Below are 14,477 nucleotides of genomic sequence, written 5' to 3'. Positions count from 1 at the left end.
GGCCTTTGCCGAGAGGGACTTCAGCGCCTGTGACATGTAGGTGGAGTTGACGCCGTTCTCCAGGTCGATGTCGACGCCGTTGAAGCCGTACTCCTGCATCAGTGTGTACACGGAGTTGGCGAAGTTGGTGGCCGAGGTGGAGTCGGCGACCGAGATGGTGCCGTTCTGGCCGCCGATGGAGATGATGACGGATTTGCCCGCGGCCTGTTTTGCCTTGATGTCGGCTTTGAACTGGTCGGTGGTGTAGCCGCCGAGTCCGGCCGAGTCCAGGGTGAAGGAGACGGCGCCGGGTGTGGAGGTCGCGTCGGCGAAGGCGACCGCGATGATGTCGTAGTCGGCGGGTACGTCGCTGAGCTTCTGGACGGCCGCGCCGTTGTTGAAGTTCTGCCAGTAGCCCGTCACCGCGTGCTTGGGTACGGAACCCCCGCCGGTCCCGCCGCCGCTGTCCGCGGAGGTCTGCCCGGTGACGGCCGCGGACTTCGCGGACTCGCCCGCGGAGTTGGTCGCCGTGACCTGGAACTGGTACGAGGTGCTGGCCGACAGCCCGGACACCGTGGCCGAGGCGCCGGTCGACGACTGGATCTTGGACCCGTCCCGGTAGACGTTGTAGCCGGTCGCACCGGACGACGGGCTCCAGGAGAGATCCACCGAGGACTTGGTGACGGACCCGACCTGCAGCCCGCCGGGCGCGGCCGGGACCGTCGGTGTGGGATCGCCGCCCCCGCCGCCGTCCGGACCGAGCACGGTGAGGTCGTCCGCGTAGTAGGCCGGCTGTCCGTACCAGCCGTGGGTGTAGACCGTGACGGACGTGGTCGACGCGCCGGTCCTGAAGCTGGTGGACAGCTGGCTCCACGAGGACGCGCCGGGCGTCCAGGTGGAGACGTCGGTGGTACCGGTACCGCTCGCGCCGAGGTAGACGTAGCTGCCCTGCACCCAACTGCTCAGTGTGTACGTCGAATTGGGCTGCACGGCCACGGTCTGCGTGCACTGCGCGGTGTCCTGCCCGGACGGAGTGGCCTGGAGTGCCGCGCTCCCGCTGTGCACGGGCGAGGAAACGACGGCCCCGCTCCCTGCGGAACAGGTCCAGTTGGACAGGCCGGACTCGAAACCCCCGTTCTTGGCGACGTCGATGTCAGCGGCCTGCGCGGTGCCGGTCAGACCGGCGACCGACAGGGCGGCGGCTGCGATGACGGCCAGCGCGCCGCCGAGCCAGGATCTTCGGGCGAGTGGTGCACGGTCCACGAGGGGCCTCCGGGGGTGAGGTCGGGTGTCGGAAGTGGAGCTGCTCGGACGGTGGCCACCGCTGGAGCTAAAAGGTGGTCCAGACCAATAGGGTTGTCAATACTCCGGGCACCCCGGGTCCGGGAATGGTGACGCGGGGGAGGCCGAGCGGGGCCTTTCCTCGAACCTGATGGACCGTCAATCGAGCGCGTGGCGAACGGTGTCGCAAGGCAAACACTCCGAAATGAAGTGGCCTGGACCCTTGACGCGCTTATGGTCCAGACCAATCATGGGCCCGATCCGTCCGTTGTCCCACCTACTGGGAGCCCCCATGAGACGTAAGAGATCTGCACGCGCCCTGCTGACCACCCTGGCGACCGCCGTGGCATCCGCGGGCATGGTCGTGCTGGGCGGCGGCGCGGCGCACGCTGCCGCGACCCCCCTGCCCGCCCACGTCTTCGCCCCGTACTTCGAGGCGTACAACGGCGACAGCCTCGCGGACCTGTCACAGCAGTCCGGCGCCAAGTACCTGACCATGGCCTTCCTCCAGACCGAGGCGCGCGGCTCCTGCACCCCGTACTGGAACGGCGACACCGGCCAGCCCGTCTCCTCCTCGGTGTACGGCTCGGACATCACCACCATGCGGTCGCGCGGCGGCGATGTGATCCCGTCCTTCGGCGGCTACGCGGCGGACAACGGCAGCACCGAGATAGCCGACAGCTGCACCGATGTGGATTCCATCGCCGCGGCGTACGAGAAGGTCATCACCACCTACGACGTGTCCCGCCTGGACATGGACATCGAGGACAACTCGCTGACCAACAAGGCGGGCATCGACCGCCGTAACCAGGCGATCAAGAAGGTGCAGGACTGGGCCGCCGCCAACGGCCGTACGGTCCAGATCTCCTACACCCTGCCCACCACCACGAGCGGGCTCGCGAGCAGCGGACTCGCCGTACTGAAGAGCGCGAACACCTACGGCGCCAAGGTCGATGTCGTCAACCTCATGACGTTCGACTACTACGACAACGCTTCGCACAACATGGCGACCGACACCCAGACCGCGACCACCGGACTGGAGGGGCAGCTGGCCTCGCTCTACCCGACGAAGACCGCGGCACAGCTCTGGGGGATGATCGGCGTCATCGAGATGCCGGGCATCGACGACTTCGGCGCCGCCGAGACCTTCACCACGGCCGACGCCACCTCCGTCTACAACTGGGCCACGTCCAAGGGGATCAACACCCTGTCCTTCTGGGCGCTCCAGCGTGACAACGGCGGCTGTCCCGGCACGGGCGGCTCGGACACCTGCTCGGGCATCGCGCAGGACCCGTGGTACTTCAGCCACACCTTCGAGCCCTTCACCGGCGGCGGCGCTCCGGCGACCGACGACTTCTCGCTCTCCGCGGCGCCCGGCTCGGCGTCCGTGGACCCGGGCGGGACGACCACCTCGACCGTGAGCACCGCGGTCACCTCCGGCGCCGCGCAGTCCGTGACGCTGAAGGCCACCGGCGCACCTGCCGGGGTGACGGCGGCGCTCAGCCCCGCATCGGTCACCGCGGGCGGCACGTCGAAGCTCACGGTCAGTGCCTCGGCGACGGCCGCACCCGGTACGTACCCGATCACGATCACCGGCACCGCGGGCTCGGTCAGCCACTCCAGCACCTTCACGCTGACCGTGTCCGGGCCCGGCGGCAGCACCGGATCGCTGGTGAACGGCGACTTCGAGAGCGGTTCGCTGTCACCGTGGACCTGTGAGAGCGGCGCCTCGGTGGTCGCCACCCCGGCGCACGGCGGCACCCACGCGGTGAAGACGGCCCCCTCCGCCTCCCAGCTCGGCGAGTGCGCGCAGACCCTCACCCTCGCACCCAACAAGGCCTACACGCTGAGCGGTTGGGTCCAGGGCGACTACGCCTACCTGGGCGTACGGGGCGGGGCGACCGGCAGTGCCTGGACCAGCTCCAGCGGCTGGTCGAAGCTGTCGGTCCCGTTCACCACGGACGCGTCGGGTTCGGTCACCGTGTATCTGCACGGCTGGTACGGACAGGGTTCCGTCTACGGCGACGACCTCTCGGTGTCGTGAGCCGCGACCCGGGGCCCGCCCCGAACTGAGCCGGCAACCGGCCCGACCGGTGCCGCGACGTCGCGCGCGTGCGACGCCCCGGCACCGGTCGGGCCACCCCAGCGGCGGGGCACCCGTCGAACACGTCGGCGAGCCTGGAGGATGAGCTGACAAACTGAGACCGACGACCGATGTGGAGGAGTGGGCAGATGCCGCACGAAAGAGCGGGACAGCAGGCGCGGCCGGAGGATCTCACCGATGTCGCCCGGCTGGTGACCGCGTACTACGCGCTGCACCCGGACCCGGACGAGCCGGCGCAACGCGTGGCGTTCGGAACGTCGGGACACCGGGGTTCCTCCTTCGCCACCGCGTTCAACGAGGACCACATCGCCGCGACCAGCCAGGCGATCTGTGAGTACCGGGCCGGCCAGGGCACCGACGGTCCGCTCTTCCTCGGCGCCGACACCCATGCGCTCTCCGAGCCCGCCCGGGTGACCGCCATCGAGGTGTTCGCCGCCAACGGGGTGACCGTGCTCATCGACACCGCCGACGGGTACACCCCGACCCCGGCCGTGTCGCACGCCATCCTCACGTACAACCGTGGCCGCACCTCGGCACTCGCCGACGGCGTGGTGGTCACGCCCTCGCACAACCCGCCCGGCGACGGCGGGTTCAAGTACAACCCGCCCAGCGGCGGACCGGCGGGCTCCGACGCGACCGGCTGGATCCAGGACCGGGCCAACGAGATCATCGCCGCCGGCCTCAAGGACGTGCACCGGATCCCGTACACCCGCGCGCTGGCCGCGCCCACCACCGGGCGGTACGACTTCCTCGGCAGCTACGTGGGGGACCTCCCCGCGGTGCTCGACCTGGACGCGGTACGGGCCGCGGGGATCAGGATCGGCGCCGATCCGCTGGGCGGTGCCTCGGTCGCGTACTGGGGCCGGATCGCCGAGCAGCACCGGATCGATCTGACGGTGGTCAACCCGCTGGCCGATCCCACCTGGCGGTTCATGACGCTGGACTGGGACGGCAGGATCCGGATGGACTGCTCGTCGCCCTGGGCGATGGCCTCCCTGATCGAGCGGCGCCACGAGTACGGGATCGCCACCGGCAACGACGCCGACGCCGACCGGCACGGCATCGTCACCCCGGACGCCGGACTGATGAACCCCAACCACTATCTGGCCGCGGCCATTTCCTACCTCTACACCCATCGCGAGCAGTGGCCTGCCGCCGCCGGCGTCGGCAAGACGCTGGTGTCGTCGGGGATGATCGACCGGGTCGCCGCCGACCTGGGACGTGAACTGGTCGAAGTGCCGGTCGGTTTCAAGTGGTTCGTGGACGGTCTGGTCGACGGCTCGCTGGGCTTCGGTGGCGAGGAGTCGGCAGGGGCCTCGTTCCTGCGCCGGGACGGCTCGGTGTGGACCACCGACAAGGACGGCATCATCCTGGCGCTGCTCGCCTCCGAGATCCTCGCGGTCACCGGGAAGACCCCGTCCGAGCACTACACCGCGCTCACCGACCGTTTCGGGGCGCCCGCCTACGCCCGGATCGACGCCCCCGCGACACGCGCGGAGAAGGCGGTGCTGGCCAGGCTCTCGCCCGAACAGATCACCGCGGACACACTCGCCGGGGAGCCGGTGACCGCTGTACTCACCGAGGCACCCGGCAACGGTGCGCCCATCGGCGGCATCAAGGTGACCACCGAGAACGCCTGGTTCGCGGCCCGTCCCTCCGGCACCGAGGACGTGTACAAGATCTACGGCGAGTCATTCCTGGGGGCGGACCATCTCGGCCGGGTCCAGGAGGAGGCCAAGGCGGTCGTCTCGGCGGCGCTCGCGGGCTGACGGCGAACGGGCCCTGCCCGTACTCCCGTCGGGGCGGCCGTCAGGCGCCGGGGACGGTCTGCTGGATCTGCCGCAGGAAGGCCGCGTTGTCCGGCGTCTTCCGGATCCTGTCCAGCAGCGCCTCCAGCGCCGACCGGCCGTCCCTGGACCGGAGCGCCCTGCGCAGCCCCCGTACCGCCGTCAACTCGGCGTCGGGGACGAGCAGTTCCTCGCGCCGGGTGCCGGACGGGGAGATGTCGACGGCCGGGAAGATCCTGCTGTCGGCCAGTGCGCGGTCCAGCTTGAGCTCCATGTTGCCGGTGCTCTTGAGCTCCTCGAAGAAGTAGTCGTCGGCGCGCGATCCCGTGTCGACCAGCGCGGTCGCGAGGATGGTGAGCGAGCCGCCCTCCTCGGCGAGACGCGCCGCTCCGAAGAGGCGCTTGGGGCCCTGTACGGCGGAGGCATCGACACCGCCCGAGAGCGTACGGCCGCCGGCGGGGGCCGCGTTGTTGTGCGCCCGGCAGAGCCGGGTGAGGGAGTCCAGCAGGATGACGACGTCCTTGCCCTGCTCGACCAGGCGCTTGGCCCGCTCCACCGCGAGTTCGGCGAGCGCGATGTGCTCCTTCGGCGGCCGGTCGAAGGTCGAGGCGAGCACCTCGCCCCGTACGGAGCGGCGCATGTCGGTGACCTCCTCGGGGCGTTCGTCGAGCAGGACCACCATCAGATGGCACTCGGGGTGGTTGGCCGCGACGGCGGCGGCGAGCTGCTGGAGCAGCACGGTCTTGCCGGTCCTGGGCGGCGCGACGATCAGCCCGCGCTGCCCCTTGCCGACCGGCGTGATCAGATCGACGAGGCGGGTCGTGGCGCTGCCGCCCGCGGTTTCGAGACGCAGCCGCTCCCGGGGATGGAGCGGGGTCAGGTCGCGGAAGTGCGGCCGGCCGCGCAGGGCCTCGGGCGGCCGGCCGTTGACCCGCTCCACGCGGGCGGGCGAACCGGGACGCTCGCAGCTTCCTTCGACGAAGTCGCCCGCACGCAGGCCGAATTGGCGGATCTGCGCGGCGGACACCTGTACGTCGTCGGGGGAGGGGCGGGAGCCCGCTGTCCGCTGGGTGCGCAACAGGCCGTGCCTGCGGTCGGTGAGGTCGAGAACGCCGGCGGCCGGGACGGCCAAGTGCTGGGGTACAGGGGGGCGTTCGAGTGTGCTGGTCATGAGGGGTCCTTTCGCGGACATGGCGAACAGGGGGCCTGGCGGGGCGGTGTGATCACGCCCCGTGCCGGGCGGAGGAGCCCGGGGCCGGGAAGGGAAGTGTGGTACTCGGAGGCTGGATCGCCGCTCACGAAGAGACAGGCGCAACAGCGGGAGAGGAGAAACTGCACCGGCGCCGACCACGGACTGCTGGGAACGTGGTGTACATGAATGTGATGTACGAGAATGCGGCGTACACAAGTGCTGATGGCACCGTACCACACATCGGGTGCGGTGCACGCCGAGGGCGGCTGTGGCGTGGGCTCGGCATACTGGGAGGTGTGGGGTGTCCCCGCCTCGATCTGCGAGCAGGCGCACCACGAGCCGTACGAAGGAGGACACCGTGGCGATGCGAGCACATGACGCCAGGGGGGACGACGTCTACCAGCCGGACGGCAGCGAAGTCACCGAGGACACGGGCATCCTCGACCGTGAGGACACGCTGACCGGTCGCGCGTCGGACCCGTACGACGAGGGCTGGTCGCCGCCGGAGCGGCCACTGGGTGTCGATCACGTGGGTACCACGGCGGAGGAGCAGCACGAGGGCGAGACGCTGGACGAGCGTCTCGCGGAGGAGCTGCCCGACCCGGCGATGCTGCGGGCTCCGCACGGCGACGGCATCGGTGACTCGTCGGACAGCGACGGCGAGGCGCTGGACGACGAGGTCGGCGCCGGCCGTGCGGGCCGTCTGGTCGCCCCCGACGAAGGGGCGCACGAGGAAGCGGAGAAGGACATGCTGGCGGAGGACGTCGGCATCGACGGCGGTGCCGCCTCGGCCGAGGAGGCCGCCGTACACGTCGTTCCCGACGCGGACGGCGGCCTCGCGCACCGCGAGCAGGCGGGCAGCCCGCGCCGGTAGCCCGGAACTGCTGCTCAGTAACGGAGTTCGGCCGCGATGTGCTGGTGGTCGGCGAGTGTGCCGTCAGGGACGAAAGCGACTTCGGCGCCGCTGTCCAGGGCCAGTTCGACGAGTTCGTCGACGATGTCCTCCCGGACGATCCCGTCGTCGGGTGCCTGTGACTCGTGTTCCGCCGGGTCCGCGGGGGCGAGGTGCCCCTCCTTCACCCGGACGGTCTGCTGGAAGCCCTCCTCTACGGCCACGAAGGCGGCGCGCCCCTCCCGTACCGCCTCCCACACCTCGTCGAGACCCGCGGCGAAGGTCCGCCTGCCGCGTGCGGCGTCGAGCCGGTCAGCGGTCCTTTCCGCGGTCCGCCGCTGGAATTCCGCCAGGCTGGGTTCGAGTTCCTTGTGGAGTTCGTAGGCCGGACCGTTCACCATGCCGCCGGTGAGCACCTTGCCCGCGGCGTTGCGGGTGGCGGTCCCCACGTCCTCCAGCAGGCTCAGTGCGGGCGCCAGACCCACCACGTAGAGCGGCCGGGGCACCGCGGTGAGGATCGCGCCGAGCGCGGTGTCCACCTCACGCAGGAACCGCCGGGTCTCCTCGTCCTGGAACGTACTGGCCACATCGCCCACCCGCTCCTCGCGCTGAGGGTCGTTCTGCAGTTCGTCCGGGGTGACGGGGAAGGTGTTGCCGGTGTGCTCGCGCACGGTCTCGCCCGACCCGTGCCAGAGCGTGGCGCGGGTCGCCGCGACGGCGAGCACCCAGTAGGGCCTGGCCTGCGCCCTGGCGGCGACCAGGTTCCTGGTCAGATAGCTGTCGCTCACCACCACCCGCTCGGGCACCGCCCTTTCCAGCACCCAGATCTGGTACTCGTCCGTACCGGCGAAGATCACCAGACCGTCCAGGGAGTACCGCAGGTCGACTTCGGCGAGCGCCCGGTCCAACTGGGCCTTCAGCCCCACGCGCACCTGCCGCGACACGGATTCGTCGGCGTCGATCCGGCGCCCGGCCTCCGTCATGAGATTGCGCAGACGCACCGAGTCCTGGGCGTTGTCGGGTTCGCGCCGGTGGGTGGGCATACTCACGGACACCACCGGATGGGGCTGCTTCTTGCGCAGGGTCTGCAACAGCGCAGGCGTCAGAGCGTTGGTTTCCATGACTCCCTTTCTGGTCTTTGTCCTCCTTCACAATCCATCAGCCGCCGCACGGCTGCATCCGGACGCGACCCGCTCCGATCCGTGCTTAGCATGAGGAATGGCGACGGACGGGCCCGTGCTCGATGTGGTGACCGAATCCCTGGTGGAGCTGTACGAGCGGCTCGGCGCACTGGACGACGGAGCGGTCGCCGACTACATCCCGCAGCTGGCCCTGGCGGACCCGGACACCTTCGGGCTCTCCCTGGTGAGCATGGACGGACACCGGTACCAGGCGGGCGACGCGGAGATGCCGTTCACCGTCCAGTCGGTGTCCAAGCCGTTCGTCTACGCGCTGGTCCTCTCGGAGTTCGGCCTGGAGGAAGTGACCCGCTGGGTGGGCACCGAACCGAGCGGCGAGGGGTACAACGCCATCAGCCTGGAGCCGGACACGGGACGGCCGGACAACGCGATGATCAACGCCGGGGCCATCGCCACTACGGCATTGGTGCCGGGTGCCACCTGCGAGGAGCGGTTCGAGCGCATCCTGGACTGCCTGAGCCGCTTCGCGGGACGCGGCCTCGACGTCGACGAGGCCGTCCACCGCTCCGAGGCGGAGACCGGCGACCGCAACCGCGCGCTGGCCTATCTGATGAGCAGCGCCGGCGCACTGCCCGGCGCGCCCTCCGTCGTGGACACCTACTTCCGGCAGTGCGCGGTACGGGTCACCACCGGAGACCTCGCCGTGATGGCGGCGACCCTGGCCAACGGCGGTGTCAACCCGGTGACCGGAGAGACGGTGGTGTCCGAGACGGTGGCCTGCCAGGTACTCGCGGTGATGGCGTCGTGCGGGATGTACGACGCCTCCGGCGCATGGCTGCTGCGGGTCGGGCTGCCCGCGAAGAGCGGGGTGTCCGGCGGCCTGATCGCGGTGAGCCCCGCCCGGTTCGGCGTCGCGGTGCACAGCCCGCCGCTCGACGCCAGCGGCACCCCGGTACGCGGTGTCGCGGCGCTGCGGGAGCTGTCCGAGCGGTTCGGCCTCCACATGATGCGTCATCCGACGCGCAGCGCCCCCACCGTCACGGAAGCCGACCGGGGCGTGCGGCAGGGCCTGGTGGCCGCGCAGGGAGCGCTGGACTTCACCGCCGCCGAACGGCTCCTGCACGGTCTGTCGGACGTCACCCCGCAGGACGGTGGCTGGGTGGTCCTCGATCTGCTGGACGTCACGAGCATGGACACCTCGGGCGCGACGATGGTGGCGACCGCGCTCGCCCGGCTGGAGGAGGAAGGGCACCGGGTCGCCGTCGTGGTCGAGCCGCGCGCGACCGCCGGCGCGGCGCTGACGCCCTGGCGGAGGTTCCCGTCCCGCGAGGAGGCCGTCGACTGGTGCGAGAACGGGAGCGCCGGTGTGGGCGGGACCGGGCGTACATGAGCGGTGCGGGTGACGGCCCGGGTCCGGCCTTACGGATGACGCCGGCCCGCCGGGCGGGGCCGCGTGGTCGCGCGGCCCCGCCCGGCGGGATCCCGGAACTGCCGTACCGCCCGGTGCGCCGGTTCAACCGCCGTGCGGGGCAACCTTCTTGGCGGCCTGCCCGGTCGGCAGTGCGCTGTTGCCGGTGGTGACCTTGACCTCGTCGACGACCAGCTGCTGCGGGAAGGCGGTGCTGCCGTCGGGGTCGCCCGGCCAGTATCCACCGACCGCGAGGTTGAGGATCAGGTAGAAGGGCTTGTTGAACACCCACTGCTTGCCACTGACATCGGCCGGTGTGCGTTTCTGGTAGACGTTGCCGTCCACGGACCAGGTGATGGAATCGGGGGCCCAGTCGACGGCGAAGGTGTGGAAGTCGTTGGAGAACACCTGCCCGCCGGGGAGCGTGTAGGGGGCGCCGATGCCGTTCGATCCGGAGTAGCCGGGGCCGTGGATGGTGCCGTGCACGGTCGACGGCTCGAAGCCGACGTTCTCCATGACGTCGATCTCACCGCAGTTGGGCCAGCCGACCTGCCCGATGTCGCTCCCGAGCATCCAGAACGCGGGCCACATGCCCTGTCCCTTCGGGATCTTCATCCGGGCCTCGACATGTCCGTACGTGGACGAGAACTTGCCCGAGGTGTTCAGCCGGGCCGAGGTGTACTCACATGTTCCGTACCAGCACTGGTAGTTGTGCGGGTTCTCCTTGCGGGCCGTGATGACGAGATGGCCCTGCCCGTCGAGGGCGGCGTTGTCGCTGCCGGGTGTGTAGTACTCGCGCTCGTGGTTGTCGACGTTGTCGCCGGTCTCGATCTGCCACTTTCCGGAGTCGACCGCGGAGCCCGCGGACCCGTCGAAGGTGTCGGAGAACGTCGTCGTGGCGGCCTTCGCCGCGGGTGTCTGGTCCGCGCTCGCCGTGGCGGTGAGGACCGGGGCGAGGAGCAGGGCTGAGGCGGTGGCGACAAGAAGTCGCCGTGCCAGTCGTGGGGAGTCCATGACTCTCCCTTCCGGTGCACGGATGCCGTGCACTGAACGGGCATGTTTGACACAGGTATGACAGACATGCGCAGCGGGGTCGCCCATGTGCGACGACCGGGGTGGGGGGTGCGCCGTACTTCACTTCGAGATTTAAGAAGTGAACCAACTTGCTGTCAAGGCCTTGGTCTGTACCACCCACCGGAAAGCTGAATTCATGTCTGAACGGACCAAAACGAAAAGGGTGTTGTGTCATGGTCGTGTGTTCAGGACTTGAAATGGGACGTCCGTGTCGACCTGTAGGTGTCATCTGCCGGGCCCCGGGGCGAGGACGCGAATTCACCGGCGGGACATGGCCCGGGGAGCGGCCCCCGGTCGTGCGCGGAGGGGGCGTCAAACCGACGGGTGAGCGGGCGCGTTGGAGACCGGAGTGAAGGGTGGGGCGCCGATGTACCTGCGGGTGTCGGGGCGATACCCTGCGCGCGCACCGCCAAACGGGCGGTGCCGCAAGTGTGGAGGATTTTTGTGACCGTATCCAAGAGATCGTGGCGGCGCCGGGGGGCCTTCATAGCCGCGGCAACCAGTGTGATCGGCCTCGGTCTGTGTGCTGTCCCGGCGCAGGCGCATGCTCCGGCGTGGTCTGTCTCGTGCTCCGAGGTCACTGTCGACCTGAAGGCGTACAACGCCAAGGTCACCAACACGGTGACCGTCAGCGTGGACGGGAAGGACATTCTCCCCACGCAGGAGTTCGGCTCGTCGTTCAGCAAGACGCTGCCGCTCGCCGAGCACACCGAGAAGCTCTCTGTGCACCTCGTCGTGAAGGCCGGCGACAGCCAGCAGTTCTCGCTGGACGAGACGAAGACGGCGCCGGTGTGCGACACGCCGAAGCCGCCCGTCACCCCGACCCCGTCGGACACCCCGAGCAAGCCGGCCCCCACTCCGAGCGAGTCGGTGACCCCAAGCGCCAGCCCCAGTGAGTCGGCTGCGGTGCCGGTGCCCTCGCCGAGCGCGAGTAAGCCGACCGACCTGGCCGAGACCGGTTCCTCCAGCTCCACGCCGCTCATCGCGGGCGCGGCTGCTGTGGTGATCGTCGCCGGTGGCGGCATCATGTTCGCCGCGCGCAAGCGCCGCAGCACGCAGAGCTGATCCCCCGTGAGCTGCCGACGCCTCTGCCTGAGGCGTCGGCAGCTTCCGTGATACGTCGGTCAGACCTTGTGGTACGCGTACGCCTCGGACGCCGCGGCCTCCACCGCGTCGAGATCGCCACCCGCCGAAGCGGTGACCAGGGCCGCCACCGCGCCCTCCAGGAACGGTGCGTCCACCAGCCGGGTGCCGTCGGGGAGTTCATCGCCCTCGGCCAGCAACGCCTTCACTGTCAGTACCGCGCTGCCCAGGTCGACGAGGATCGCGACACCGGCCCCCCGGTCGACCGCCGCGGCGGCAGTGCTGATCAGCTCCGAGCTGGTACCGAGCCCGCCGTCCGGGGTGCCACCCGCCGCGGCCACCGGAGCGGTGGTCGCCCCGCCGGTCAGCCCCGTCGCCAGCTCGGCGACCGCAGCCGCGACCGGCGCGCTGTGCGACACGAGGACGATTCCCACGAGCGCACTCATGCGGCCACCGCCACGAGCGCGCCGATCAGCAGCGCGGACGAGGTCGCCCCCGGATCCTGGTGCCCGATGCTGCGCTCGCCCAGATAGCTCGCCCGCCCCTTGCGCGCCAGCAGCGGTACGGTCGCGAGCGCCCCGGCGTCGGCGGCTTCCCCGGCAGCCGCGAACGACTCCCCGAGAGCCTCGGCGGCCGGCAGGAGTGCGTCCAGCATCGTCTTGTCACCGGCGGCGGACCCACCGAGCTGGCCCACCGCCGCGACACCGGCACCCAGGGCCTCGGCCAACTGCTCCCGGGAGACGGTGGCGTCGTCGCCCAGTGCCTTTCCCGTACGGCGCAGCAGCGTGCCGTACAACGGCCCCGACGCACCGCCGACCGTGGAGATCAGCTGCCGCCCGGCCAGGGTCAGGACCGCGCCCGGAGTGTCCGGGGCCTCCTTCTCCAGCACGGCGGTCACCGCGGTGAAGCCGCGCCGCAGATTGCTGCCGTGGTCGGCGTCACCGATGGCCGAGTCCAGTTCGGTCAGCCGGTCCGCCTCCCTTTCGACCGCCTCGGCCGTCGTGTACATCCAGCGGCGGAAGAATTCGGCGTCGAGCACAGGGCCTCCCTGATGGGTCCGGTTCGGTGGACGGGACGAGTTCGGTGGACGGGACGGTCAGCAGCCCCAGCGCAGAGCGGCGGTCCTCACCGGCGCGTCCCACAACCGCAGCAGTTCCTCGTCCACCTGGCAGAGCGTCACCGAGCAGCCTGCCATGTCGAGCGATGTGACGTAGTTCCCCACGAGGGTACGAGCCACGGCCACACCACGCTCGGTCAGCACGCGCTGCACCTCGGCATTGAAGCCGTACAGCTCCAGCAGGGGAGTCGCCCCCATACCGTTCACCAGGGCCAGCACGGGGCCGTTCGGCCGCAGATCCTCCAGAACCGCGTCCACCGCGAAGTCCGCGATCTCCCGCGATGTCATCATCGGGCGCCGCTCGCGGCCGGGCTCGCCGTGGATCCCGACACCCAACTCCAGCTCGCCGGACGGCAGATCGAAGGTCGGACCGCCCTTGGCGGGCGTCGAGCAGGCACTCAGGGCCACACCGAAGGACCGCGCACTGCCGTTCACCTGCCGGGCGATCGCCTCGACCCGCTCCAGCGGCGCGCCCTCCTCCGCCGCGGCCCCCGCGAGCTTCTCCACGAAGAGCGTCGCACCGGTGCCGCGCCGTCCGGCGGTGAACGTGCTGTCATCCACCGCCACGTCGTCGTTGACCAGCACCTTCGCGATGCGTACGCCTTCGTCCTCGGCCAGCTCGGCCGCCATGTCGAAGTTGAGTACATCGCCGGTGTAGTTCTTCACGACGAACAGCACCCCCTCACCGCTGTCGACCGCGGCGGCGGCCCGGACCATCTGGTCCGGAACCGGCGACGTGAACACCTCACCGGGACAGGCGGCGGCAAGCATGCCGGGGCCGACGAACCCGCCGTGCAACGGCTCGTGCCCGGATCCGCCCCCCGAGACCAGCCCCACTTTTCCGGCGACGGGCGCGTCGCGCCGTACGATCAACCGGTTCTCGACATCGACGGAGAGGTCCGGGTGTGCGGCGGCCATGCCGCGCAGGGCATCCGCGACGACGGTTTCCGGGACGTTGATGAGCATCCTCACGGGTACCTCCTGGTGAGCTTTGCAGGCAAGTTGTTGAGCACGATTTTCACAGGTCAGGATGGGTGGGGCAGATTATTGATCTGGGCGGTTCACGGCGTCTCGAAGCGGTTCCGCGCGGTATTGATGCTGACTCCTTGCCGGGTTCCTGATGGAGCGTCAAGTGGGATTGGCGGGTGGCGCCCTTTGCGGATGTGCATCATGGCGTAATTATCGACGCCAGGGTGCGGGCGCGCGCCAGTGTGCCATCGGTCGGATGCAGGTGATCCCACCGAGGTGGGCGGGGCAGCGAGTCAGCTGGCCGGGCGGGGCGGCGTGGCCAGACGGCGGAATGCGGCCGTGAGCTCAGCCGGGTAAAGGAAGGATCCCTGGCTCCGGGTGGATCAACGGACGCATCTGTTCAGTTGAGGAAGCGAAGAGGAGAAACTGATGAATGCGAGGACTTGTTCCGT

Annotated in this window: 13 protein-coding genes; 6 read left to right on the top strand and 7 right to left on the bottom strand. The window is 70.0% G+C overall.

The features are described 5' to 3' along the window. The coding region (locus NBY69_RS10860; protein ID WP_250300410.1) for a carbohydrate binding domain-containing protein at window positions 1-1,242 on the bottom strand (1,242 nt) is incomplete at its 3' end. A 310-nt stretch (window positions 1,243-1,552) separates the two neighbouring features. On the opposite strand from NBY69_RS10860, the gene NBY69_RS10855 reads away from it, so the two are divergent. After that, a complete protein-coding gene (locus NBY69_RS10855; protein ID WP_250300409.1) occupies window positions 1,553-3,304 on the top strand; it encodes a glycosyl hydrolase family 18 protein in 1,752 nt (583 codons plus the stop codon). A gap of 188 nt (window positions 3,305-3,492) precedes the next feature. Next, window positions 3,493-5,133: a phosphoglucomutase (alpha-D-glucose-1,6-bisphosphate-dependent) gene (pgm, locus tag NBY69_RS10850; RefSeq protein WP_250300407.1), complete on the top strand. Its 1,641-nt coding sequence runs from the start codon at window positions 3,493-3,495 to the stop codon at window positions 5,131-5,133. A gap of 40 nt (window positions 5,134-5,173) precedes the next feature. Here pgm and rho read toward each other — a convergent pair whose 3' ends face one another. Beyond that, a complete protein-coding gene (gene rho, locus NBY69_RS10845) occupies window positions 5,174-6,322 on the bottom strand; it encodes a transcription termination factor Rho (protein ID WP_250300405.1) in 1,149 nt (382 codons plus the stop codon). 243 nt (window positions 6,323-6,565) lie between these two features. Here rho and NBY69_RS10840 point away from each other — a divergent pair, with 243 nt between their 5' ends. Next, complete coding sequence (locus NBY69_RS10840) at window positions 6,566-6,721, top strand: hypothetical protein (protein WP_250300403.1); 156 nt, start codon at window positions 6,566-6,568, stop codon at window positions 6,719-6,721. After that, window positions 6,708-7,217 (top strand): DUF5709 domain-containing protein, encoded by a 510-nt coding sequence (locus NBY69_RS10835; RefSeq protein ID WP_250300401.1) that lies wholly within the window; start codon window positions 6,708-6,710, stop codon window positions 7,215-7,217. The genes NBY69_RS10840 and NBY69_RS10835 overlap by 14 nt, the downstream gene beginning before the upstream one ends. A gap of 14 nt (window positions 7,218-7,231) precedes the next feature. Here the strand turns inward: NBY69_RS10835 and NBY69_RS10830 are convergent, their stop codons facing one another. Further along, complete coding sequence (locus NBY69_RS10830) at window positions 7,232-8,356, bottom strand: chemotaxis protein (RefSeq protein ID WP_250300400.1); 1,125 nt, start codon at window positions 8,354-8,356, stop codon at window positions 7,232-7,234. Window positions 8,357-8,453: 97 nt separating this feature from the next. On the opposite strand from NBY69_RS10830, the gene glsA reads away from it, so the two are divergent. After that, window positions 8,454-9,764: a glutaminase A gene (glsA, locus tag NBY69_RS10825; RefSeq protein ID WP_250300398.1), complete on the top strand. Its 1,311-nt coding sequence runs from the start codon at window positions 8,454-8,456 to the stop codon at window positions 9,762-9,764. Between the two features lie 123 nt (window positions 9,765-9,887). Here the strand turns inward: glsA and NBY69_RS10820 are convergent, their stop codons facing one another. After that, on the bottom strand, window positions 9,888-10,796 hold the full coding sequence (locus NBY69_RS10820) for a family 16 glycosylhydrolase (protein ID WP_250300397.1): 909 nt from the start codon (window positions 10,794-10,796) through the stop codon (window positions 9,888-9,890). A 504-nt stretch (window positions 10,797-11,300) separates the two neighbouring features. On the opposite strand from NBY69_RS10820, the gene NBY69_RS10815 reads away from it, so the two are divergent. Continuing rightward, complete coding sequence (locus NBY69_RS10815) at window positions 11,301-11,921, top strand: LAETG motif-containing sortase-dependent surface protein (RefSeq protein WP_250300395.1); 621 nt, start codon at window positions 11,301-11,303, stop codon at window positions 11,919-11,921. 59 nt (window positions 11,922-11,980) lie between these two features. On the opposite strand, the gene NBY69_RS10810 is transcribed toward NBY69_RS10815, so the two are convergent. Genes NBY69_RS10810 through dhaK form a run of 3 tightly spaced genes read right to left on the bottom strand, consistent with a single transcriptional unit; the run spans window position 11,981 to window position 14,028 of the window. Further along, on the bottom strand, window positions 11,981-12,385 hold the full coding sequence (locus tag NBY69_RS10810) for a PTS-dependent dihydroxyacetone kinase phosphotransferase subunit DhaM (RefSeq protein WP_250300394.1): 405 nt from the start codon (window positions 12,383-12,385) through the stop codon (window positions 11,981-11,983). Then, window positions 12,382-12,978, bottom strand: a complete 597-nt coding sequence (gene dhaL / locus NBY69_RS10805) for a dihydroxyacetone kinase subunit DhaL (RefSeq protein WP_250300392.1) — start codon at window positions 12,976-12,978, stop codon at window positions 12,382-12,384. The genes NBY69_RS10810 and dhaL overlap by 4 nt, the downstream gene beginning before the upstream one ends. A 57-nt stretch (window positions 12,979-13,035) precedes the next feature. After that, window positions 13,036-14,028 (bottom strand): dihydroxyacetone kinase subunit DhaK, encoded by a 993-nt coding sequence (gene dhaK, locus NBY69_RS10800; RefSeq protein WP_250300390.1) that lies wholly within the window; start codon window positions 14,026-14,028, stop codon window positions 13,036-13,038. Window positions 14,029-14,477: the final 449 nt, after the last annotated feature.

The organism is Streptomyces sp. A 4/2 (assembly GCF_940670765.1).
In the GTDB taxonomy this organism is placed as follows: Bacteria; Actinomycetota; Actinomycetes; order Streptomycetales; family Streptomycetaceae; genus Streptomyces.
Note: the sequence above shows the minus strand (reverse complement) of the source record. Positions and strands in the feature narration are given on the sequence as shown.

What these genes read in the sequence shown, in the direction of transcription:
- NBY69_RS10855 (WP_250300409.1), top strand. Translation starts at nt 1,553, where the DNA reads ATGAGACGTAAGAGATCTGCACGCGCCCTGCTGACCACCCTGGCGACC.
- pgm (WP_250300407.1), top strand. Translation starts at nt 3,493, where the DNA reads ATGCCGCACGAAAGAGCGGGACAGCAGGCGCGGCCGGAGGATCTCACC.
- rho (WP_250300405.1), bottom strand. Translation starts at nt 6,322, where the DNA reads ATGACCAGCACACTCGAACGCCCCCCTGTACCCCAGCACTTGGCCGTC.
- NBY69_RS10840 (WP_250300403.1), top strand. Translation starts at nt 6,566, where the DNA reads ATGGCACCGTACCACACATCGGGTGCGGTGCACGCCGAGGGCGGCTGT.
- NBY69_RS10835 (WP_250300401.1), top strand. Translation starts at nt 6,708, where the DNA reads ATGCGAGCACATGACGCCAGGGGGGACGACGTCTACCAGCCGGACGGC.
- NBY69_RS10830 (WP_250300400.1), bottom strand. Translation starts at nt 8,356, where the DNA reads ATGGAAACCAACGCTCTGACGCCTGCGCTGTTGCAGACCCTGCGCAAG.
- glsA (WP_250300398.1), top strand. Translation starts at nt 8,454, where the DNA reads ATGGCGACGGACGGGCCCGTGCTCGATGTGGTGACCGAATCCCTGGTG.
- NBY69_RS10820 (WP_250300397.1), bottom strand. Translation starts at nt 10,796, where the DNA reads ATGGACTCCCCACGACTGGCACGGCGACTTCTTGTCGCCACCGCCTCA.
- NBY69_RS10810 (WP_250300394.1), bottom strand. Translation starts at nt 12,385, where the DNA reads ATGAGTGCGCTCGTGGGAATCGTCCTCGTGTCGCACAGCGCGCCGGTC.